At 43.3% G+C, this 22,510-nt stretch carries 21 protein-coding genes; 7 read left to right on the top strand and 14 right to left on the bottom strand.

Features of this window, described 5'->3' with window-relative positions:
- Window positions 1-109 precede the first annotated feature (109 nt).
- Window positions 110-766 carry a DUF4396 domain-containing protein gene (locus tag P8596_RS22120; RefSeq protein WP_279725165.1) on the bottom strand — a complete coding sequence of 219 codons (657 nt, stop codon included), beginning with the start codon at window positions 764-766 and terminating at the stop codon, window positions 110-112.
- Window positions 767-1,296: 530 nt separating this feature from the next.
- Here P8596_RS22120 and P8596_RS22115 point away from each other — a divergent pair.
- The gene (locus tag P8596_RS22115; RefSeq protein WP_279725164.1) at window positions 1,297-2,031 is read left to right on the top strand and encodes a plasmid pRiA4b ORF-3 family protein; all 735 of its coding nucleotides are present in this window, start codon (window positions 1,297-1,299) and stop codon (window positions 2,029-2,031) included.
- Window positions 2,032-2,105: 74 nt separating this feature from the next.
- On the opposite strand, the gene P8596_RS22110 is transcribed toward P8596_RS22115, so the two are convergent.
- The 10 genes from P8596_RS22110 to P8596_RS22065 are packed head-to-tail and all read right to left on the bottom strand — an operon-like array spanning window position 2,106 to window position 8,428.
- Window positions 2,106-2,807, bottom strand: coding sequence for a DUF2705 family protein (locus P8596_RS22110; protein WP_279725163.1), 702 nt, complete (start codon window positions 2,805-2,807; stop codon window positions 2,106-2,108).
- A complete protein-coding gene (locus P8596_RS22105) occupies window positions 2,791-3,747 on the bottom strand; it encodes an ABC transporter ATP-binding protein (RefSeq protein ID WP_481900313.1) in 957 nt (318 codons plus the stop codon). Before P8596_RS22105 ends, P8596_RS22110 begins: the two co-directional genes overlap by 17 nt.
- The gene (locus P8596_RS22100) at window positions 3,744-4,388 is read right to left on the bottom strand and encodes an ATP-binding cassette domain-containing protein (protein WP_279725161.1); all 645 of its coding nucleotides are present in this window, start codon (window positions 4,386-4,388) and stop codon (window positions 3,744-3,746) included. The genes P8596_RS22105 and P8596_RS22100 overlap by 4 nt, the downstream gene beginning before the upstream one ends.
- 13 nt (window positions 4,389-4,401) lie before the next feature.
- Window positions 4,402-5,778 (bottom strand): hypothetical protein, encoded by a 1,377-nt coding sequence (locus tag P8596_RS22095; RefSeq protein ID WP_279725160.1) that lies wholly within the window; start codon window positions 5,776-5,778, stop codon window positions 4,402-4,404.
- 31 nt (window positions 5,779-5,809) lie between these two features.
- Window positions 5,810-6,685, bottom strand: a complete 876-nt coding sequence (locus P8596_RS22090) for an ABC transporter permease (protein ID WP_481900312.1) — start codon at window positions 6,683-6,685, stop codon at window positions 5,810-5,812.
- Window positions 6,686-6,739: 54 nt separating this feature from the next.
- Complete coding sequence (locus P8596_RS22085) at window positions 6,740-7,060, bottom strand: hypothetical protein (RefSeq protein WP_279725156.1); 321 nt, start codon at window positions 7,058-7,060, stop codon at window positions 6,740-6,742.
- On the bottom strand, window positions 7,041-7,427 hold the full coding sequence (locus P8596_RS22080; RefSeq protein WP_159362981.1) for a hypothetical protein: 387 nt from the start codon (window positions 7,425-7,427) through the stop codon (window positions 7,041-7,043). The genes P8596_RS22085 and P8596_RS22080 overlap by 20 nt, the downstream gene beginning before the upstream one ends.
- 16 nt (window positions 7,428-7,443) lie before the next feature.
- A complete protein-coding gene (locus P8596_RS22075) occupies window positions 7,444-7,950 on the bottom strand; it encodes a stage II sporulation protein M (RefSeq protein ID WP_279725155.1) in 507 nt (168 codons plus the stop codon).
- Window positions 7,951-8,009: 59 nt separating this feature from the next.
- Window positions 8,010-8,219, bottom strand: coding sequence for a hypothetical protein (locus tag P8596_RS22070; protein WP_252189246.1), 210 nt, complete (start codon window positions 8,217-8,219; stop codon window positions 8,010-8,012).
- A gap of 20 nt (window positions 8,220-8,239) precedes the next feature.
- The gene (locus P8596_RS22065; RefSeq protein WP_159362979.1) at window positions 8,240-8,428 is read right to left on the bottom strand and encodes a hypothetical protein; all 189 of its coding nucleotides are present in this window, start codon (window positions 8,426-8,428) and stop codon (window positions 8,240-8,242) included.
- A 289-nt stretch (window positions 8,429-8,717) separates the two neighbouring features.
- Here P8596_RS22065 and P8596_RS22060 point away from each other — a divergent pair, with 289 nt between their 5' ends.
- Complete coding sequence (locus tag P8596_RS22060; protein WP_279725154.1) at window positions 8,718-10,010, top strand: helix-turn-helix domain-containing protein; 1,293 nt, start codon at window positions 8,718-8,720, stop codon at window positions 10,008-10,010.
- Window position 10,011: 1 nt separating this feature from the next.
- Window positions 10,012-10,173, top strand: coding sequence for a hypothetical protein (locus tag P8596_RS22055; protein ID WP_159362977.1), 162 nt, complete (start codon window positions 10,012-10,014; stop codon window positions 10,171-10,173).
- A 332-nt stretch (window positions 10,174-10,505) separates the two neighbouring features.
- Here P8596_RS22055 and P8596_RS22050 read toward each other — a convergent pair whose 3' ends face one another.
- A complete protein-coding gene (locus tag P8596_RS22050; RefSeq protein WP_034765428.1) occupies window positions 10,506-11,252 on the bottom strand; it encodes an SDR family NAD(P)-dependent oxidoreductase in 747 nt (248 codons plus the stop codon).
- A 111-nt stretch (window positions 11,253-11,363) separates the two neighbouring features.
- Here P8596_RS22050 and P8596_RS22045 point away from each other — a divergent pair, with 111 nt between their 5' ends.
- Window positions 11,364-12,257 (top strand): LysR family transcriptional regulator, encoded by an 894-nt coding sequence (locus P8596_RS22045; protein ID WP_279725153.1) that lies wholly within the window; start codon window positions 11,364-11,366, stop codon window positions 12,255-12,257.
- A 68-nt stretch (window positions 12,258-12,325) separates the two neighbouring features.
- Here the strand turns inward: P8596_RS22045 and P8596_RS22040 are convergent, their stop codons facing one another.
- Window positions 12,326-13,492 (bottom strand): MFS transporter, encoded by a 1,167-nt coding sequence (locus P8596_RS22040; protein WP_279725151.1) that lies wholly within the window; start codon window positions 13,490-13,492, stop codon window positions 12,326-12,328.
- Between the two features lie 664 nt (window positions 13,493-14,156).
- Between P8596_RS22040 and P8596_RS22035 the strand changes: the two genes are divergently transcribed.
- The 3 genes from P8596_RS22035 to P8596_RS22025 all read left to right on the top strand — a co-directional run bounded on the left by P8596_RS22035 (window position 14,157) and on the right by P8596_RS22025 (window position 20,026).
- Window positions 14,157-16,649 (top strand): hypothetical protein, encoded by a 2,493-nt coding sequence (locus P8596_RS22035; protein ID WP_279725150.1) that lies wholly within the window; start codon window positions 14,157-14,159, stop codon window positions 16,647-16,649.
- A 109-nt stretch (window positions 16,650-16,758) separates the two neighbouring features.
- Window positions 16,759-18,444 (top strand): alpha-glucuronidase family glycosyl hydrolase, encoded by a 1,686-nt coding sequence (locus tag P8596_RS22030; protein WP_279725149.1) that lies wholly within the window; start codon window positions 16,759-16,761, stop codon window positions 18,442-18,444.
- Window positions 18,434-20,026, top strand: coding sequence for an FAD-dependent oxidoreductase (locus tag P8596_RS22025; RefSeq protein WP_279725147.1), 1,593 nt, complete (start codon window positions 18,434-18,436; stop codon window positions 20,024-20,026). The genes P8596_RS22030 and P8596_RS22025 overlap by 11 nt, the downstream gene beginning before the upstream one ends.
- A 47-nt stretch (window positions 20,027-20,073) precedes the next feature.
- On the opposite strand, the gene P8596_RS22020 is transcribed toward P8596_RS22025, so the two are convergent.
- Window positions 20,074-22,299 (bottom strand): FIMAH domain-containing protein, encoded by a 2,226-nt coding sequence (locus P8596_RS22020; protein WP_279725146.1) that lies wholly within the window; start codon window positions 22,297-22,299, stop codon window positions 20,074-20,076.
- Window positions 22,300-22,510 lie beyond the last annotated feature (211 nt).

Here is a 22,510-nt window from a genome sequence, read left to right as displayed (position 1 = left end):
TTTCAATCTTTTGCCTGTCTCATGATACAATCACCAGAATATTTGGGCTGCCTTTTTAAAGTGTAGAGAAAGAGGCGCAAAAAAGAAGCAGGAAAAACGTACCCTGCTCCTACATCGCTTCCTTCAACCCCTTCTTAATCAACCACTGATTCGCCGGGTAACTTGTCAGAAACCCTAATATCATCGCAATCTGCATCATGAACCAATACGAAGGTTCGGTCGGTTTTGGTGGCTCCGTGAACAGCAGATAATGAACAACGGCCATCCATCCGAACATCCCCACTTCAAACGCGATGAGGGAAAGGGAATCGGCTTTGATTGCCTGTTTGAAGGCGTTGAGTTTTCCATCCTCCTTATTCATTGGATAAATCGAGTAGAATTGAAAGATGACGCCGAATAAATAGGCAAGTATAAATTCCACGGTATAATGTGCGAATAAGGTAGAACCAGCAATAGTTAGCCCAGTCATGGCGACGATCGGAACACCGACCGCGTCACCGAACGAACAACCTGCCGAGCAGTGGCTGGTGGAGACGAATACTTTCGCGGCATGGCCGCGGTTGTCTTCCTTTTCTAAATTCTTCGCCTTCACCCGACCCCACCTATAGTATGTCCAAAGAGCAATCGGTCCGAAGAACCACCCGTTGATCGGCCAGACCACATTCATAATCTTCATCTTCTGCGGATGCTTGAACACATCCACTAATATGATCAGGGAAGACAATAATCCTATCCCCAGAAAAATCCACGAAATCGTTGTTAGCACAGAACCATCCTTTCTATATTCTTCTATTCTTCTATAAGCAAATATACCCGTTAGAGAATATCGATAATCTTTATGAGATTGAGAGTTTTTAAAAAAAATTATCCGCGGGGTGTCCTTTTTCACTTTTCAACCTATTAATAACTTGAATAGACCAAAAGGGTGCATGAAAATATGAAATCAGGATGTAAAGTGGCGGATCGAATAATGGCATCCCTCACTTGGCGCTTCGTAAATCCAAACGCGCGGATTGTTTTACTTTACTAATAGGTCCAAAGGTGAGCCAAGAGAACAGTCCGCGTCTTTTTAAACAAACGATTGATTAACCATAGGGATTACTGGTATTATGCTCTTCGTATATGTATACAAGTGTTTAGATAATAGTTAGGAGTCAAAAAGGTTGAAGAAGGGACTTCTTTAGCAGTTTTATGGGGGAGCAGGTCGAGGAGCAGAGCACACGTTCTCTGGAAAGAAAAAACGAGGAGGAGACACTGTCTTTCTCTCATCAACTACTCATTAGGAGGGAATCCAAATTGAAATCCTACATTGTCAAAATCGAATTAGAAGAGTCGGATCCATTAATATGGAGAAGAGTCATCATGCCAGCGGGAGCGACATATAGAAGGCTTCACGACGTTATCCAGAACGTGACGAATTTTCGAAGTGGTTATCCTTATGATGGTTATCACCTCTATGAGTTCGACCTCACGAAAGATCATAAGATTGTCACGGACCATGAAGAAGCTTATCTTGAACATCAGCACTATAAGAAAAACAAGGCGGCATATGAGGAAAGGCTAAAATCGGTTCCGTCTGAAATGCTGGAATTTGAAAAGAATGCCCTGGAGAGACTGAAGATCGAAGTGCGGAAACCCACTGGATTAAAGATCGATGAGTATCTGGAGAAGTATGGAGAGGTCCGGTATGCCTATGATTTCGGTGATGGTTGGCAGTTCACCATTAAGCTTGAGAAGATTGTCGACGATTACTACTTTGGCTATCCAACCCTTCTTGACGGAGCAGAGACATCTCCACCTGAAGATGTAGGCGGGATGCAGGGTTTCTATGAATTTCTTAAAGCCTATCGTGATGAGAAGCATCCGGAGCATAAGGAAATGAAGGCTTGGGCAAAATCAGTACGCTTCAGGGAATATGATCCTGAGTGGATCAATAGGATCCTCAAAGGACTTAATTATAAGAAGACAGAGTGGGATAAGATCAATCATGAAAATTATATGATTATTGAGGATAAGTATCGGAAGAGTTAGGGTAAGCAAGGGGACGGTTCTCTTGCTTCCTTTTTATTTTGGGGGAAGCAGAAGAACCGTCCCCCTGCTTCCCTTCACACATCCCTTTTCTTAGTAATGAAAATGAGCGCCAGGTTGTACAGTGCCAGATGAAGAAGGATGATGGTTATTGCCAGTGACAAGGGAAGGAGGTCCGGGGAAGGAACGGTTTGGGTGTAGACGGTTAAATCTTGATTCAGAATGAGGGAGTAGTTCCCGGCCTCCGTATACTGAGAGATGAATGACATGGTTTTCTTCCCAACGAGTAAGATCAGGAGGGAACATGTAAGAGAGATGGCTGAGCTCCTGAAGATGATCGACAGAATGAAAGCTCCGGATCCTATGATGAAGGTTTCAATCCACTTAAGCAGGATACCCCATTCAAACGAAATATAAAGGGAGTCAACTGCCATATCCGTGACCCATAGCGTTCCTGAGAACAGGAGGTAGGAAGCGACGGTAAATAGAATCAACGCAATATATTTCGAGTAGATAATGGTGATCCTTGCATTAGGCTGCATAAAAAGGGCCTTGATGGTTTCTCTTTCATATTCCAAAGCAACCAATCGGGAAGCAATCATGATGACGAATATATTCATAAAGGCAATGCAGGGACCGAAGGAATCTGTCATATTGACTATGCTGCTTGTCTTCATGAAGTATACAAACAATAGAGTGATCAGTGGAATCATCCCTAAAAGGTAAAAGGTCATTTTGTCTTTTATTAATTTGAAGAGTTCGCTAGTAATTAACGGCATATTGATGGACACCCTGTTCATTGATTTTCATGAATTCGTCTTCCAAGCTGCTTTCAACACTTTCTATCCGAAACACCCGAATCCCATTCATGATCAGAGACTTGGATAAAACGGCTGCTTGTTCATTTGAACATACTCCTTGAAAATGATGAATTGATTTCACTGTAATGGGTTGAAGCTCCGGCATTTTTTCCGCAATAATCCTGGCCGCTGTTTCCGCGTCGTCTACGTAATAATCCAGGAGGTGTCTTTGTTGACTGTCTATACTAAAAGAGTAATGGTTAATGGCATTTTGTTTCAACAACCGCCCTTCATTAATCATCACCACCCGGTCACAAAGAAGTTCCATCTCCGTCAGTAAGTGACTTGAGACGATGACTGAGATATGGTGTTTGTGAGCAAGTTCTTTCACATATTGTCTTAACTCTCTGATTCCCATCGGATCTAATCCGTTTGTTGGTTCATCGAGAATCAGGATGGATGGCCGGTGAAGGATAGAACGGGCGAGACCTAACCGTTGCTTCATACCAAGGGAATAGGTATGGACTTTTTTATGAATGGACTTTGTTAAAGAGAGTAACTCTACCACTTCATCAATTCTTTCTTTCGGAACACCGGGATAGAGTTTAGAGAAGTATTTCAGATTATTATACCCACTCATATATTCGTAATGGGTTGGAGTCTCTACAATGGCACCGATTTTCCCTAGTGCTTTACGGGTGTCCCTTTGAATGGAGTGCCCTTCAATAAGAATATCCCCTTCTGTCATTCTCGCAAGACCGACAATCATTTTAATAATGGTTGTCTTCCCGGCCCCATTGGGTCCCAGGAGACCCAATACTTCCCCCTTTTTTGAAGAGAACGAAACATTATCGATGATTTTTTTATCTTTTATCTTTTTACTGACATTCATGACTTCAACTCCGTACTCCACGTTCATTCCTCCCTAACTTTATCGTGTGAACTCTGAATTTCTGTTAAATCGATCGATCTGGTGCTTAGTTTAGTGCTGAGCATTTCTTGATGAGAGGAAAAGAGGATAATTTTCCCTTTCATCATTTCATGTGAAATATGTATGGCCGTCTCCAGGCTTTTCTGATCCATCCCTGTAAAGGGTTCATCCATGAGAAGCACTGTTGGATGATGGTAGATACCAAGGATGAAAGCCAGTTTTTGCTTCATTCCTTTACTATATGTTTTCGTAGGTTGCGCTAATTGTTCTTGTGTTAACTCCAGTTTTTCTGCAAGATGATAGGGCTTTTTCTCGTCGTGGTATTTCCGAATGTTAAGGTCCATTTTCAAGTGCTCATCCCCTGTGAGGTAAGGATATAGAAAAGGGGAGTCAGATAAATAGCCCACTCTGCTTATATATTGATAGAGTTGGGTATCCTGGTTGTACTGATCAATAAGGATGATTCCTTGATCTTTCGATTCGATTCCTGCAATGATTTTGAGTAAAGTGGTTTTCCCAGCCCCATTTTTCCCCTGTATATGAAGAAAAGTATTTGGTTCCACAGACAGCGAAAGATCGTGAATGACGGGGTTTGCATACTTTTTGTATAATCCTTTAATGGAAATCATGAAACTCCTCCTTTCAAAGAATGGTTGTTTTAGCCTTCAGGATATGTAGAAGGGCGAGTGAGATGATCGTAAATAAGAAATACAACCCAAATGTCATACCGATGGTTTCAGTTATCATGGAACTGACGATGAAAAATCCGAAAAGTAAAGCGCTCAGAGTCAGTAATACAGCCAATTGGTGAATTTTCTCCTTATAAAGCATTGAGAATTCCAACATGAGAAAAATGATAGTGAAATTGACGACAAATAGAGGGATCACCTGGAAAGATTGTAAGAGTGATAGCCCAATAAATGGAACAGGGAATATGATGACGGCCAGGTAAACATACTTCGTGACAAGTTTTAAAGAGTATCGAATTGGCAGGGAATTGAAATAATCATAGGAGTTCCCTTTGAGTTTGTTATTCACTTCAGAGATAAACATTAAATAGAGAAAATACATACTTAGCATGCTGACAGTTGGCACACTGTTCAGAAATTGGTTCTGAACGTGGATGATTAACAGAAAACATAGATTGATTCCCGTGATCGTCACAATCAGAAGCTTGTTGAATGATTGTAAGTAAATCAGTGAAAGAATGACTGGTTTGGGTTGTCGGGATAATATTCCTTTCTTCAGCAGTTTCGCACTGAGAGGAATCCCCATTCCGACTTTTTGGGTATTGGACCAATAAAGAGAAGTGATTGAAATGATAGACGTACAGATAAACACCAAAGTGTAAACGAGAAGTGAATCGTCTCCTTTAATGAAGTGAAACAATTCCTGGATGACAGAGAAGACGCGGTAGAAGACCGTCAACTCATAAGAAATGAATGTAATCGCCATAAAACACACTACATAAATGATAATCAGTGTTGGAAATAGGCTGGTTACCTTAATGGAAGGAAAAAATGTGTTGACCGCGAATCCAATTGCACTCATGAGCGTCAGAAAAAGCAAAATGGCTGCCATACTTTTGACAGTGAAAAGTCCCTCCGTGATAAAAGCCAGGAACATGGGGGCTCCGATTACAGTACCTACAATGAGAGCTCTGAAGGTAGAAATGCCAAAGAGTAACAGTTTCTGTTTAAAAGGACCGAGCCCTTTCATGAATAAGAAATGGTACTCCTCAGTTGAATAGCTTCCGAAAAGCTCTTTAATACTTAGAGCATTATATACGAGAATCAAGGTGAACATCGTCATGATGGCTCCTGTATAAATGACACTTTCGTAGCTGCCGGGGTTTGTCATGTAATCATCACTGATGTCCCTTCCCATATTGAAAGAAAATAACGTGAACATAACATAAAAAAACAGGTTCATCGCCAAGACGATCTTACTCTTGGTATACATGCCTTGTGCTCTAAGCTCTCCTTTGAAATAGATTCTAAGAAGTAAGAAATGGTTCACTTGAAAAACTCCCCAAAGAATTTAATTTTCACTAAATGGCTCCGATATCTTTCGTGTTCAGATGCTTTAAACTGATTGCATACAAACCAGCGATGTACAAAACTGTAATCGTCAAGGATGTGGATAAACTGGATCCGTTCATAAAGCTTGATCCAGACATATAGCTTGAGTAATTAATGTTGGCAAACAGCGAATAATCAATCCACTCAGCTCTTTCCGTAAAATAAAGGACAACTGCGTCCCCAATGAAGAACAGAAGATATGACACTATGATGGATAAAATAAAACCTCTCACTAATACGGAGATGGTCAATGCTATATAAGACACAACCATTATTTCAAGCCCTTTTAATAGATATCTGAACAGGGTATATGTATAAGCAGAATACTCCACCACTTCATCATCACGCATAATTAAAAAGCTTCCAGGCTCAGTAATAGACGGTTGGTAATACACTGCCCCTATGAGAAAACTGACGAGATATGTTAGCAGAGTTCCCATGCATACAACCAAACCCAGTGCAAGGAACTTAGAAAGATAGATCTCCCCTCTGGAAAAAGGGGTGGCCAATAGTGATTTAATTGTATTGGATTTAAATTCCTTTGAAAAGAGGCTTGCTCCCCAGAAAATCCCTAAAATGGATAAGATATTCATCACAAATAAATTGTTATTCACATACTTCCAGAGCTTTACTGGTTCTTTTATCTTATTTTCCATTCTGAATTGTTCGATCAGTGTTTGTTCTTCGAGCATGGATTGATATTTAGGGTCATCGGTGATAAGTTCCTGATCGTCAATGGATTGTGACTCTGTCGCTGCCTCCAATTTATCCATCGAAATTCTCTCCGATATAATCAAATGTAAAGAGGAGAATAAAATCAAGCATAGCAATATTCCACTAAGCATTTTAATACCTGACAGTTTCCTGCACTCATATCGTACTAAGGTCCACATGGTTCCTTATACGGCTCTCATTCTTCTTAAGTCCAGTAAGGAATAGACGAATACCCCGATATAAGAAAGGAAAACGATTAAGAAAATATATTTCCATTGTTTCAGTGCAAACACCCGTACGATTCCGAATAGGAAAGAACCCAGAGCAAACCAGCCGGATAGTTGTATCGTTAAAGGGATTTGTGATAAAGGTATCACCTGATTCTGTTCCGCATATGAATTCACTACAGTAAAGTACTCCTTTGCCCCAACCGCAAACAGCAAAGCTGAGATGAGTGAAAGTCCGATTAAGACGAATAAGAAATTTTTACCTTTTACCTTCTTCATGAAAACCACTCTTTTCTATAAATGTTTTTTTGCTCATTGTAAATGTTCCTTTAATATCATCTGGTGCCTTAAGACCCCTGGAAAGAATCTTAATCTGTCCGGTAGAAGAGTCATAAAGAAGCCACTGAATGCTCCTCTGAATCATAAGAATGGAGATAAACATGGTAACGAATAGTAGAACCAGAATAAAAGATGTTTGTTCAAAAGAATAGGTGAGCAATAGAAATAAATACAAACAAACAAGGATCAATTGAGAGATCACTGTAGAGAGTAATACGCGCTTTTTAATTCCGTAGACAATAAATTTCTCTTCTGAAGCTTGTTGACTCCAAAATCCATAAAGCCATAAATCGTTGTATTGAATCATGATGGTCCCTCCATATTCATATGATGTATACTTCTACTACTGCGGCAACCGTAATCAGACAAATGGCTAGCACGTTAAACGAAAGTCCTCTTTGTAAAGCCGAGAATGATAATGGTGAGGAATTGTTCTGTTTTAGAATGAACTTTCGCAACCATTCCCATAAAAACCGTATGATGTACATATCACCAATTGCGGCAAGTAAGAAACCGACAACTTCGATTGAACCATGGGGGAATGTATTCCAAAACACAAACCCAGCCATATCCGTGTTGATGAACTCGCTTATCAGAATCCCTACAGACACGCCATTGATCAAGAGAATGATCAGAGTGACAAAGCCAAAGGATAATATCCCTAAAAACATAAATAAAATGATAGAGACATTGTTTTGAAAAATGTAACCGAATGTCAAATCTACCTTCTTTGGATTTAAATCCAGATCCAACAGGAATTGAGAAGAAAACATTCCATATAAAAGTCCGATGGATAAGGCCAGAATCGGTATATAAACTCGTTTCTTCATTTTATCCTCCAAAATTGATTAGGAGAAAAGCACTTTCATGCTTTTCCCCCTTGTTTTCATTAAAATCCGATAATACCGCTGATTCCGAAGATCGCAACAACCCCTTGCAGCGTACCAATGAATGGTGCCAGAAACGGATATACGATAATCGCATATGTAAGTCCGCCTGAAGCGATAACGCCGGCTACTGCAACAGCAAATTCTCTCTCTAAACCTAAGGTTCCTACTAATTTTCCTGTTAGGACATTTGCTAAATTAAACATCATCATTCTCCTTCTCCACTATTAGATTAGTAACCGATTACTGCGCCTGTTCCTGCGATTGCAAGAATTCCTCTTAACGTCAATACGAATGGAGCTAAGAATGGATAAAGAGCAGCAACTAAACTCGCTCCTCCTGTTGTTAGAGCAGCCACTACACCAAATGCTACTGATTCAGATAATCCTAATTTAGATACTAGTAATCCTAATGCTGACATATTGTTTCACCTCCTGACTGTTTCATGGTTTCCTCCCTGTAAAAGTAGAGAGATTTGAAATGTGAGGTTAAGAATTACGGCTTACTAAAACTAGGATGAATGACTCTGTAAATCTTAACTGAATTTATCGTATCATGGCATTTGGTGGAAAAACATTACAATAAGTTGGGAAAAAAATAACGAATAATATACATTATTAGCTATTTATAGATTTTGTTTCCCATCAAAAGATGGTACTTTTTATATAGAAAGAAATTTATCATAGAAATAGAGATAAGGAGTAAGGCAGATGAAAAATTCAGGTAAGCTATTGAAGCTTGAACGAATTAAAAAAGGAATGAAACAAGTTTCATTGGCGAGGGGCATATGCTCAACTTCTTATTTAAGCAAAATTGAAAATGGTCATACTTATCCAAGTGGGGAGGTCATAAACCTTTTATATGAAAGGCTGGGGTTAGACTTATCAAATTATAAAACTCAAAATGATGAAGAAAGTTACATACTTCATCTCGATTCATTCTTGAAGGAAATGACTCTTCAAAAAGATCCTCATGCCATAAAGCATAAGTTGGAAGCCGTTGAGAGGGATTCATATCTCTTTGAGTCTGAGAATCTGTACTATGACTATATCTTAACTGTTCTCAGGTTTTACCTTGCGAATTCAGACCTTCAATATGCACAGTACTATCTTATTTACCTGGATGAAGAGAAAGACAGTTTAAATGATAGACAACAGTATTACCTTTATAAGAATAACGGAGTATACCATTACTTGAAGAAGGATTATAAATCGTCCTTCCAATACCTGATGAACGCACTAAAAAAGACGGAAGAAACAGTCATAGCAGATTGGGAGATTGCAGACCTCTATTATATGTTAGGAGTTGCCTCTGTCGCAGATAGTCAGATACCGAATGCGATTGAATATTCTAGCTTAGCTTTGACATATTTCCGGGATCACTTCCACTTCAACCGGGCAATTGATTGTTATATCACGCTTGGGATCGCATACAAAAGAGGCCTGAATGTTGTGAAGGCCCTGGAAATGTTTGAATATGCAGAAACGATTTCTGAGAAATTCAACTTAGTCGAATACAAAGGAGTCATATACCAAAATGTTGGGTCATTGTACTCCAGTATGGGGCATTTTGAACAAGCGATAGAAAACTATGTTTATAGTCTGAAGAGTAAACAGAATGAAGAAAAGCAGTTGATCTCCATCTTATCGATTGTGAAAGAATACTCGAAACAAAACAATCGGGAGAAGGTTATTCACTGGATTAATAAAGGCTTCACCCTTCTGGAAAACCATCAGAAGCATCAGTCTTACAAAGCCTACTATTATCACTTTACACTTTATAAACAACTTTATCAGAATCAATACATCCAAGAAAAATTCGCCAAGGAGGCCATTGACTATTTCGAATCGATCAATGACTATAGGCACTGTTATAAATACAGCATCAAGATGGCCAGCACTCTTCTGGAAACAAGAAAGTATAAATTGTCGGCACAATATTACCAAAAATCATTGGAATATATAAAAAGAAAATTTGAAATCCACTATTGGGAGGACTTATAAAATGAAAAAGAAACTAGCATTCGTACTCATGACAGGAATCATCCTAGCCAGCACACAATTTGGAGGCGTAACTCACGCAGAAGACGAACTTCCAGATATACTATCCATTTCAGTTGACCCCATCCTACAATTGAAACTAACCCTGCCACTATTTCAGAACTGATCTTGCTGGGTAGCAAAGGGACGGTTCTCTTGCTTCCATTTTCAGCATGCTCATTAGGGACGGTTCAGACTTGATTTTTTGCAATAAGGAAACTTGAGGAAGATTCTAAATAAAGAAGAGCTGAAGGCGCAGACTACTTGTCTGCGTCTTTTTCTCTGGGATGGTTGCGAAGGTTCCGATTGACTAAGTTAGAATTAGGAACCAGGGAGGTTTAGATGATGTTGTGTCTCAAAGGAACAAAGCTTATATAGAAATAGTATGTGAAGGGAAAGCCCTCTCTTTTTTAAGAAAAGGCTTTTTTATTGGGGGCAATTAGATTTTATCGGTTTATATTATTTAAACGACGCATACCCCTCATCGGCCATTACGACGCTGCCGTTGATGGCGTCTGCTTCTTCTAATGAGAGAAGATATACGGCATTGGCCAGTTGTTTAGGCTGGGTGAGTTTGTTCCCCATGACTTTTGCTTTCATGGAATCAATGATGCCGTGGTCTTTATAGCCTTGGATGATCGGGGTGTCCACGACGCCCGGCGCGATGCCGACTACACGGATTCCGTATGGAGCCAGTTCCAGTGCCGCTGATTTGGTCATCATGTTGACGGCTCCTTTTGTGGCGTGATAGGCGAAGGTGTTCGGTGATGCCAAGACCCCGAATACAGAGGTGGTGTTGATGATGACACCTTTGATGTTCATCTCCTTCATCTTCTTAGCCGCTGCGATGATGCCGTATGCCACGCCGTGTTGGTTGATATTGATGATCCGATGGTAGGCATCCATGTTCATATCGAGTACAGGTGTGGGCGACCCGATTCCGGCATTGTTGAACATGATATCGATTCTTCCGTATTCTTCAACGGTTTTTTCTACTAAGCTTGTTACGTCTTCGTGGTTGGACACATCCGTTTTGATGAAGATGGCTTCGCCGCCCGCGGAACGGATTATCTCGACCGTTTCATTCCCCAACTCCTCATTGAAGTCCGCGACAACAACCCGATCACCTTTATTGGCAAACTTTAGAGAGGTTTCTCTACCAATTCCGCTTGCTCCGCCTGTAATAACCGCTACTCTTTTCGTCATGTGTATTTCCTCCTTATTTTTACATCTAAATTAATTTTAACATTCACATAAATTTATTATAATTTAATAAAACTAACATTTAGTTAAGCGACACTTAAGGAGGGACGGACCTTGAATATTGAACAGTTGGAGCATGTGGCAGAGGTGGCAAGGGCAGGGGCGATTACGAAGGCGGCGGAGCATTTGCATGTGAGTGCGTCAGCCGTAAGCCAGTCCATCAGCAAGCTGGAGCAGGAATTGGGAGTACAGATTTTTACCCGTAATCGTCAGGGGACAGAGTTGACAGCTGATGGGAAGAGTATTATGAAAAAAGTGGACAATGTTCTTGCTGCCATTGGGGAACTGAAGGAAGAAGCGAACCGGTGCACGGATACGCTTGGCGGGGAGTTGAAGATCGGCATTATCCCCGGTCCCATCAACCTTCTGATCGATATGGTATCGGCGTATAAAAGCGATTATCCGAACGTGAAGGTAGAGATACATGAGATGGGTCCGGTGAAAATTGTCGAGGGGGTCGAGAATAACGAGCTGGACATTGGATTGATTTTGACTTCAGAAACCTTCGGTGTGCAACATCATGAACTGGTTGCGGAAGAGCTCATGGAAGGAAGGATGGTGGCGGGTGTACACGAACATTCCCCGTTGGCCGCGTTCGACCAACTTTCACCACAGCAGCTCATCGGGGAGACCTTCGTTCTATATAACGATGACTATATAAAACAATTTGCCCACGATACCTTGTCTCCGTTTGGATCCATCGATCTTCTTTTTACCACGAATAATACCGAAGCGATTAAGAGGGCGGTTCAAAGCGGGGTAGCGGTGACCCTTGGGATGGATTATTCGTTCCGGACCCGTGCGCCTTATACGAATCAACCGATCATTCCGGTGGAGATTGAAGGGGCGGGGAGTGAACCCCTTCATCTTGCGTGGATCAGGCGGAAGGACAAGGTTCCTTCGCGGAGGGTGAAGGAATTTGTGAAGAGGGTGAGGAGGGGGTTGTAGGGGGAGAGGGGGACAGTACTCTTCCTCCATTTACATCTTTGGAAGCAGAAGAACCGTCACCCTGCTTCCTATTTATAATTAAACACACCTTCAACCCCACGATCATACTTCCAATACATCCATCCACCAAGCACAAAACAAGGCGCCACAACAATGGCCATTCCCATAAAAGCCGCACCAGGTGAGATATCATACAAGAAGCCACCGATAAACGTCAGCACAGCGGTACTCAATCCCATTCCAAGGGAAGTGTACACACCCTGGGCAGCTGGAATATCCTTGCTCTCCAATTCTTCATAAACCAACCGCATAAATGCAAAATGGGTCAATCCGAAGGTTAGAGAGTGGAAAAGTTGGGTAAAGATGAAGACAGGGGTGCTGGGGAAGAGGAACAACAAAGTCCAACGCGTCACAGCAGCCCCTGCTGCTATTATAAACATGACGGAAATGCTCTTACCTTTCAGCAACCGGTCTGAAAAAGAAAAGAACAGGATTTCCGACAACACAGCAACGTTCAAGATTACGCCGATATACACGGCGCTCACATCTAATTCCTTCAAGTAAAGAACGCCATAATTATAATAAGAAGCATGTGCACCCTGAATCAAGACGACGATCACCATCGCCCAGACAAACTTACGGGACTTCAGAAGTCTCCTGTAAGAAAGCTTCTCCTGGCCACGGGTTCCGCTCATAGACTTTGGCAGTTTCAGAAGAGAGGAAAGCAGGATCACTACGATTCCACCGAATAAAAGATAAATCACGGCTCCCTCTGTAAAAATCGACGTCAGAAATCCAACCGCAAGCAGTGCCGTCGTATACCCGATCGATCCCCAGGAACGACTTCGGCCATAATCAATCCCATCTTCCTTCATCATCACAGCCGCCATGCTTTCCACCATCGGAAGCAGCATCGGATACACAAGGCTGAATAACACCATACACCCGAGCACCATCCCGAAAGAATCCATAGGCAGAAACATCAGCAACGCTACCCCTGAAACCAATACAATCCATCTTGATAACCGTCCCAATGAAACCGTCTGGCTCAATTTTGGAAAGACGAAGAAGCTCGAAAACGAACGGGCAATCATCCCGACGGCAATCACAGTACTCGCAGCCGAAATGGAGAATTCCTTACTCTCCACTAACCACGCTGTCCAGTAAGGGATGAAAATCCCCCATGTAAAAAATATCGCAAAGAACTGAAGTGACAACCACGACTGATTCTTCAAATCTATCAGATCTCCCTTTATGTAAAGTTGGAAATAATTTTACAAACAACGAAACATTATACGGAAGTCAGTTCGGGATGACAACCAACTTAGCGATTATCTTTTCCTAAGTGAGTGGAACCGTCCATATGCTTCTTGTGTGATAACATTGACACCATCAATCGAAAGATATGTCCTCATGGCAAATATAAATGCAGAAAAAGAAACGACCAGACTCTACTGGTTAAGACGGTAAAAGGTCCTTATGTAAGGGGCATCTTGACTGCTAGAATAGACAAAGAGGTATATTGGTATACTTTTGGTTGTGAGTTCTTAATGGGCATATTAGCGGATAGATGAAATACAATAAACAATACATTTGCTATTTTCCTTTTGAAGACTACCGGAATGTGACCTTAGTAGAAATATGAGACTGGTTTTAAATAGGTACAATGAAGGGTTTTCAAAACCTCAAATGAAGGTCGTGGTGAATGGGTTTCCTCCCTTTATTAAGAGACCCATTTTCGTCAATGTCTACCTGTCCTTGACAGTAAAGGGATTACAGGGTTATCCCGCTTGAATTTACATAATTTTCCGAAAATAATATTGGTTTCCGCACTCCCCTTATATAATATAGGAAATGAAATGGATCACTCATTCCATGTATAGAAGGAGGTAGAAAACATTGAAGAAAGTTTTTATAAGTATAATGATTTTATTCCTTATGCTACCTGGAGCCATGAACGGAAAGCGGGTTCAGGCGGAGGCGGTCAGCAAGCTTGATTCCACCTATTTCGGGAAACCGGAACAGCTCTTGACCCCATTGATGGATGCTGTCAGTATCTTCAACGGTGCGGTAGGGACTGAGGACGGGAAGCCGGTGATGTACACCACGACCAAAGGTTTGCCGGCACAGCTGAATGTCATGGACATCGAAGCTCAGAAACTGTTAAGGGTCATTCCACTCGAGGGAGCGGAGAATACGTGGGCTCATGAGGTCCTCCCAAATGGAGATTTATACATCGCTACGATCGGAGGAGGGGCGAAACTGTGGAAGTATTCACCTGGTGGGGACAGTGCCCAGGTCGTTGCCACATTTGCAGGGGAGACGTTCCCATTTTCCATCACATCGGATCAGGGAAAGGTGTACGTAGGGACTTATCCAAGCGGGAAAGTCTATCAGTATGATCCAGATAATGGGGAAGTCGAGGATTACGGAAGGATGATCGGGGAGTCTTCACAGGAGTATATTCGATCACTGGCGGTTATTGGGGATGATGTATACTCCGGTACAGGTCATGGAAAGATCATTCATTACAATAAGTCGACAGATGAGAAGGAAGATATCGCTGCTTCCATTGGCGAACCGGGACATATTTATGATTTGGACAAGGTTGATGACCGTTACCTTTTCGCACGTTACGAACTTTCCAGCAACGGTTATGTATATGACACACAGGAAGAAAGGTGGCTGGATGTCGTCATCCCGAAAGCACGTGGTCTTCATGTTCCAGAACAATCTGAAGGCGGGAAGATTTACTTCATGAACACAGAAAATAAGCTGCAAACCTTTGATCTGAATACTTTGAACGTCGAGGATACAGGGATTGAATATAACAGCGGCTTCCGTGGAGTGGACTGGGTGGAATTTGGAACTCCAGATCTTCCGGGAAAAAGTCTGGTTACCATCAATTTCAGCGGGTATGTCACGATCTTGAACCTGGAGAAGAAGACGACAATCAAGACTCCGGTATTAGCCGAAGGGACGGCGAACGTTATTAACAAGATTGAGACGGGTCCCGATGGCAAGCTTTATATGAGTGGAGTACAGACAGGAAAGGGAGCTATCTATGACACAGACACGAAGACGAAAACACCTTTTAATATGGGACAGGGAGATAGTATCGCCACTTTCGGTGATAAGCTGCTCTTCGGGGTTTATCCAGAAGGGGATATCAGGGAATTCGACCCCGGACAGGAGCCATCCGACAATAATCCGAAGAAGCTCTTCACTATAGGGGAGGAACAGAATCGAATCAGCTCCATTATTGAAGGGGACGGAAAAGCTTATATCGGCAGCATTCCATTCTATGGTGAACTTGGAGGAGCATTGACGGTATATGATCCGGATGCCTCTGAAGACAATAAAGTGAAAGTTTTCCGGAATGTTGTGGAAGACCAGAGTGTGAACAGTCTGGTTTACAGGGATGGGAAGGTGTATGGTTCCACCACCATCAATGGCGGACTTGGAGCTGATCCAACAGCTGAAGAAGCGAAAATCTTCATTTGGAATACCGAAACCGAAGAAAAAACCAAGGAGATTTCCCTCTCCATTGAAGGACTCGAAAAGCCCGAAGCCATCGGGGAATTATCCTTTGGTCCCGATGGACTCTTATGGGGAGCAGCCATCGATACAATCTTCGCTTTGGATCCTGAAACTCTTGAAATCGTGAAAAGTCGGAAGCTATATGAATCCCTTCCACTTTCAGCATGGAATAAGATTGAGTTGGAATGGTCAAACGGACTGCTTTATGCTGATTTCAGCGGAAATTTGACCGCTATCGATCCGGAGACTCTTGAAAGTAAGCAAGTGGCACGGGTGTATGATTTTTCTGTCGGTCCGGATGGGGATTTGTACTATGCTTCCCGGGAAAACCGGACCATGCTTCATAAGATGGAAGTTCGAACGGTTTCAGATAAAGAAGAGATGACCGTGACGAATCACCATTTCGAAAGACCAATGAAAGATAATGCCATTCCAGGATGGACATCTATGTTCAAGACAGATGATCAGGCAAAATACGCTATATCCGGAGAAGAACATTCACATGGAAGAAAGAGTTTGAAAATCAAGGATATGGCGAGAAATAAATCAGTCGCTTTAATGAGTGATCCAATCGACGTATCTGAAGGAGAAGTTTTTGAAACATCCACCAATCTCTTTATTAAAGAAGGGACCGGCAGTTTCATGGTCCGATTCTACGATGCTAACGGTAAAGAAGTCTACAACCAACCAGTTCACACAGATACCGGTTTAAACAAATGGCAGAAGGTATCTATTACGGCGGAGGCACCAGAGGACGCTGTGACGCTTAGAGTGATCTGCTTTACCACTTCTTATGCTATGGGGACGGTTTATTATGATAAGGTTGAGGTGAAGAAGCTCTTATTTAATTAAAGAATAGAGTAAATCTAATTTAGGGGTCCGGGTAAAACCTGGCCCCCTTTCCTATGTTTTAAAGACATTTTAACGACCCTCCCCAAACGTTATCTTAATAGATAGAAATGTGCCAAGTGGGGCACCCCTTAAGGAGTTGATTCTACTGAAAACCATCGCATACGATAGCCAGCACATGACCATTCGTTTCGCTGCTCTGGAATTACGGAGATTGTACAGAAATAGTGGAATAGAGTTAGAGGTTCAGAGAATGGAAGCAGACGGTGATAAGCACCCGGGAACCATTTATTTGATGCTTGAGGAGCAATATCAATCATTCCCTTATTCTCAAACCCCGTTGTCTTTAAAGGAAGAAGGGTTTGCGGTCCTTGATAAGGGGGAGGAAATTTGGATCATAGGCAAAGAAGAGCGATCGGTTTTATACGGCGTGTATCATGTATGTGAAAAGAAATTAGGATATTCGTGGGTTCACTTTGATGAGAAAAAAGAAAACCGCCAATTAGAAGAGGCCACTTGCGTTCAACACCCCCTGTTCTCTCGACGAGGCAACATCATCGAGACTATCGATGACCCAATATACATATACCGCCTGATCGATTGGGGAGCGAAGAATGGATTGAATGAATACTTCTTCACCTTCTTTCTGTGGGATAAGGTGAAGAAGTATATTGAAGGGGAGCTCGTGAAGCGAAGTATGAATGTCACTCTTGGGGGACACAGCTTATCCTTCCTATTAAATGAAAATAAAAATCAGGCGACCCACTTTTTAAAGGATCCCGGCAGTCAAGAGACCGTCATTGAGCGGATCTATGAGATATGTTCAGAATCGCCGGTCGTGACAAGGGTGTCCCTCTGGCCGGAAGATGTCGGGATACATCAGGATGACTATGCTCAATTCATGCCGGGGTACATCACATTTACGGAAAAGTTGAAGTCCGCATTAAAAGACCTGGATGTCGAGGTTGAACATATCGTCTATAACGCGGGGCTTGAGTGGAATATGCTTGAGCGGAGTGAAGGGACGGAGGTCTCTCAGGATGTGGATGTTTTATATGCCTATTGGGGCAGGGATTACTCGCATTCCATTCATTCAGGAAGAGAAGGACAAAGCCGGGCGACGGACAGTTTGCTGGATTGGAAAGCGGCAACAGCGAAAAAGGATAAATCCTTTACCGTGCTTGAATATTACAGCGATCATTTCATGTTAAGTGAACTATTCCCGCCGCTTTTCAACAGGATAAGAGAGGATATGGAAGATTACAAGAAGCTGGGCGTGAATGGGATCCTGAACTTGATCGTACCGTGTCATATCAAACGGTATGATTCAGGCATCACGGCGGGCTATCCTTGGAAATGGATTCATCAGATCAATAATCATATGTACGCTGGATTGAGCTGGGGGAAGGATTATGAGGGTCTGGTAAACTCTTATTTTTCAACCTTTGGAAAAGAGAAAGACCTATATCGCTCCATTCTGATTGATCTTGAGAAGATCCTGTCTGCCCACACGTTCTGGAATGTCCCTTTATTCCCGGCCAGGGTTGTAGATCCTGAAAAAGTCAATGGGGTTGAGGAAAGGGAGAAGGTCACAACCTACTTGGACGATGTGCTGGATTTCCTGGAAAAACGGACACCGACGGTTGGGAAGGAGTTGCTTGCCCTTCAAACCAAAGACAATTTTGCCTCTTTTTCGCCTGAGGAGATGCTTCAGTTTTACTTCCATTATGTAAAGAAAGCTGTCAGGAAGTGTAAGCGTGAGTGGCAGGAGCAGGGGGGCGACGTACATGGACTATAGTAATCTTTATTATTACAAGTCTCGGAAGAGTGAAAAAAGGGATGAAAGAATCACAAGGGATCTCATTGTGTACGGCGCGACTCCTGCCGGCATCACCTGTGCCATTCAGGCAAAAAAGATGGGTCTGACCGTGGCGATTGCTGAATTCGGCCGTCATATCGGCGGGATGACGGCAAGTGGACTGGGTGCGACGGACTTCGGTGCCAAGGAGGCGATTGGAGGTCTGTCCAGGGAATTCTATAGGAGAATCGGAGAGTACTATGGAAAAGATGAACAGTGGACGTTTGAACCAAAGGCAGCGAGTTCGGTGTTTACTGACTGGCTGAACGAATATGAGATCCCTGTCTATCTGAACCAGCACCCGGAAAAAGTCGTGATGCAGGATAGGAAGATTAAAAGAATCCTCATGGAAAACGGGATGGTGTTTGAAGGCAGTTATTTCGTGGATGCAAGCTACGAAGGAGATATCATGGCAAGGGCGGATGTGTCCTATGCCGTTGGCCGGGAATCGAACGCCACATACAATGAAACCTATAATGGCGTACGGTTTGGCGAACCTCATCATAAGTTTGAAGTCCGTGTGGATCCTTATGTCGTAGAGGGTGATCCCGGTAGCGGACTGCTTCACGGGGTGACGGAACCGGAAGAACGGACGTTAGATATAGGGCAGGGGGATCACCGGATTCAAGCGTATAACTTTCGGATCTGTTTAACGAACGATACCGATCATCGTATTCCCATTCCAAAACCTCCATCGTATGATTCCGAGAAATATTCCCTCCTGATAAGATATATTCAAGCAGGGGTGTGGGATGCGATGAAGCTCCACATCATGCTGCCGAACGGCAAGTCTGATCTGAATAATCATGGAGCGGTGTCCACCGATTACATCGGGATGAATCATGAGTGGCCGGATGGAAATTATGAAACGAGGGAAAGGATTTTTCAAGAGCATGTCAACTATGACCTTGGTATGCTCTATTTCTTAAGTCATGATGAGCGGGTCCCTGAATCCATCCGGAATGAGGTGGGTGGATGGGGTTTGCCTAGGGATGAATTCCAGCAGACAGGTCACTGGCCGCCGCAGTTGTATATTCGTGAGGCAAGAAGGATGGTATCGGACTATGTCATGACGGATCGTAACTGCCTCGGGCAAACGAAGGTGGAAGATTCGATCGGCTTGGCTTCGTATCAAATGGATTCCCATCACTGCAGACGGGTCGTAATTGATGGAAGGTGCGTGAATGAAGGGGATGTGGAAATCCCGATTTCACCGTATCCCATTTCGTACCGGTCCGTCCGGCCAAAAGCGGATGAATGTACGAATGTACTGGTGCCGGTCTGTTTGTCCAGCTCCCATATCGCCTATGGCTCCATCCGGATGGAGCCGGTGTTCATGATCATCGGGCAATCGGTGGGGGCGGCTGTGTCCCTTGCTTTTAATGAAGCAGCTGCTGTTCAGGATATCGACTATCAGAGGTTGAAGGAAGAACTGCTGAACGCGGGACAAGTATTGGAATGGGATTCTACCATGGAAGATGATCCAGTGAAACGGATGAAGGAGACGTTCGGAAAAAAATAACCCGGAATCGGTGCACACACGCACCATCCGGGTTGTTTTTTGTAGCCTTACAGCTCAATCGTTTTTAAAGCCAATTTGACCTTCAAGTCATTTGTCACATCTGAATCCTTGGCTTTTTCAAACTGATCCAGTGCTTTCTGGAGATGCTTCTTTGCTTGATCGGTATGCCCTTTGTCACGGTGATGAATCGCTTGTGTAAGGGAGTTGACCAGTTGTTTTTCGACTGAATGCTTGATCTGTCCATCTGCTGCTTCCTTTTGAATCAGGTCTCTTGCAGATTCCAACGTATACTCCAGCACGTCGATTTTCATCAATCGGCTTTCAGAAGTATAGTAGATGTCCCCGTCATCCCCGATTGTGGCCAGTTCCGTTACGGCAAGGGTTTCATAATCGAAGGACTCTGGATCGATCGCTGTCAGCTTACCGGCTAAGGTGGTATACATCACCCCGTTGTCATCCCAGCGGATATGGATCGGGCGCCATCTTCCGTAGTCTTTTACCCCTTCATAAATGGTTTTGCTCTTCACGACTTCAAGAGAATCAGGGTCCATGGCAAAAATCGTTCCGTCCGCTGCAGACCATAATAAGCCATCCGGTCCGACACTCATCCCGCTGATCATGTTCGGGTGGTAATCAAGCCCTGGGATATCCGGAACAAATTCCGTTATCTTCTCATTCTTTTCTAAATCCCAGACAAATAGTTTGGCTGCTTCTTCAGTCGGAGTGATGCCGAGTCCACCGGCAACGGTTGTGGATCCATATAGTTTTCCATTTTGCTCTGCCAGTCCGACAATCGACTGATTATGAATGACGTTTTCGAATACTTTCGTGTCTTCAACTGCGGCAGGATCCAGGATGGTGAGAGATCCGCCTAATTTCCCATAGTCAGGTATCGTGCCAATGTAGAGTTTACCGTTCACTGCTTCCATCTTGAACGGTCTGTCCTGATGGGGGATATCATAGATTTGCTTCGGTGCGATGGTATTCTTGGTTGTATCAAGGTCATATATGGTTGCACCGGTGTAGACACCGAAGTACATATGATCTCCCATGGCGACCATGCCTTCAGCCTGTCCAAGGGTGAACATTTCAGATGATTCTTCCGTCGTGTTGTATACGGCCCCTTTTCCACCCGGATATCCACTCATATACATATTGCCGTCCGGTCCTTTTTCAAGGGTTTGGATCGGAATCGGATTGCCAACTACCGGGTACTGGATCGTTTTCACTTTCTTAGTTTCCAGGTTCATGAATGTGACTTGTCCGGCGAATTGGACAGTCACCAATGAATAGCCGGGAAAATCAGGGTCCCCTTCAAGCTCCACCCAAGAGGTATTCCGGATGAAGGTACCGAACCGGACACCGGTATCCGTTGCCTGGAGTGTTTCGTAATCAATTTCCATGATCCGGCCGCCTTGCTGGAAGTAGGCTTTGTTACTGCCCGGGAGACCTTGGATGAGGCGCAGACCTTTATTGTTTTCGTAGTAGGTGTCTTCCCATGAGTTTGTCGTCGTGTCATAGAATAAGAGGGAGTTATCTCCGCCACCGACCCCGGCCACAATATAGTCACCGAACGCGTCCAGCTGCCAGACGCTTGTCCCCTGGATGACGTGATCCGGCAGGGGAATCTTCTCATGCTCCCCTGTTTCCACATTCAATTTGACGAGATAGTTATCGACGCCGACACCGAGATACAGATACCCGTCGTGATAGGCTGTGGACCGGGTGTAACTTTCGTTCGGAGCCACGTTCCCAAAATCCGTCATTTCACCCGTGGCGGGATTATACATGCCTGCTTTCGCATTTGGATAAGATCCGAAATAGACGCGTCCTTCTTCATCATATGATAATCCATACACGACACTTTCGCCTATGCCACCGAGGTTCTTCACTTCCTGTGTTTCGGGGGAATACTCATACAAATACCCGTTCCCACCAATGTAGACATTTCCATTCGGAACCGTGATATGAGTCCAAACGGCACCGGTGCCTTCAAGAGGATACGTCCTCAGCACTTCCTCGGTTTCCAGATCTACTACCTGGAAAATGGCAGGGTGTCCGGAAGACGTCGTATACATGACATCGTGTCCATTTTCCTTACCGTAGGCAGAGTCATATACGGCAACGCTTTGAATGGGATCCCCGAGCTTGACCGGTTCACCAAATGAAGGAGTGGTACCGGCTGTTGCCGCTCCTGCCGGCGTAAACATCGCTCCCATCATCATGATCAAAATCAATGAAACAAAACCTGGTACTTTCATGTTCCTTTTCATTCACCCATCTCCTCTAATTATTCAATTCAAGTCCTTGACGTTTTCCCCGCCTCCTTCACCCATCATCCTATTAAATACGTAAAGTAAGCGCTTTCTATTTAACTGTTAAGAAAGCTTCGGCTGTTGTTATTCCTATTTTTATCGATTTAGAACCATGGAAACAAGTCTTTAAATCGTCGTAATGTTAGATGGGTCAGAAGACCTACATAGT

This window comes from Rossellomorea sp. DA94 (assembly GCF_029834455.1).
Classification (GTDB): Bacteria; Bacillota; Bacilli; order Bacillales; family Bacillaceae_B; genus Rossellomorea; species Rossellomorea vietnamensis.
The sequence above is the reverse complement of the archived record's forward strand: the minus strand, read 5'-3'. Positions and strand labels throughout refer to the sequence as shown.

Coding starts and splice junctions, on each gene's coding strand:
- P8596_RS22065 (WP_159362979.1), bottom strand. CDS start 8,428: ATGTCAGCATTAGGATTACTAGTATCTAAATTAGGATTATCTGAATCA.
- P8596_RS22085 (WP_279725156.1), bottom strand. CDS start 7,060: ATGAAGAAGGTAAAAGGTAAAAATTTCTTATTCGTCTTAATCGGACTT.
- P8596_RS22075 (WP_279725155.1), bottom strand. CDS start 7,950: ATGAAGAAACGAGTTTATATACCGATTCTGGCCTTATCCATCGGACTT.
- P8596_RS22020 (WP_279725146.1), bottom strand. CDS start 22,299: ATGAAAAGGAACATGAAAGTACCAGGTTTTGTTTCATTGATTTTGATC.
- P8596_RS22025 (WP_279725147.1), top strand. CDS start 18,434: ATGGACTATAGTAATCTTTATTATTACAAGTCTCGGAAGAGTGAAAAA.
- P8596_RS22050 (WP_034765428.1), bottom strand. CDS start 11,252: ATGACGAAAAGAGTAGCGGTTATTACAGGCGGAGCAAGCGGAATTGGT.
- P8596_RS22055 (WP_159362977.1), top strand. CDS start 10,012: ATGAAAAAGAAACTAGCATTCGTACTCATGACAGGAATCATCCTAGCC.
- P8596_RS22080 (WP_159362981.1), bottom strand. CDS start 7,427: ATGATTCAATACAACGATTTATGGCTTTATGGATTTTGGAGTCAACAA.
- P8596_RS22090 (WP_481900312.1), bottom strand. CDS start 6,685: ATGCTTAGTGGAATATTGCTATGCTTGATTTTATTCTCCTCTTTACAT.
- P8596_RS22100 (WP_279725161.1), bottom strand. CDS start 4,388: ATGATTTCCATTAAAGGATTATACAAAAAGTATGCAAACCCCGTCATT.
- P8596_RS22060 (WP_279725154.1), top strand. CDS start 8,718: ATGAAAAATTCAGGTAAGCTATTGAAGCTTGAACGAATTAAAAAAGGA.
- P8596_RS22110 (WP_279725163.1), bottom strand. CDS start 2,807: ATGCCGTTAATTACTAGCGAACTCTTCAAATTAATAAAAGACAAAATG.
- P8596_RS22070 (WP_252189246.1), bottom strand. CDS start 8,219: ATGATGATGTTTAATTTAGCAAATGTCCTAACAGGAAAATTAGTAGGA.
- P8596_RS22105 (WP_481900313.1), bottom strand. CDS start 3,747: ATGAACGTGGAGTACGGAGTTGAAGTCATGAATGTCAGTAAAAAGATA.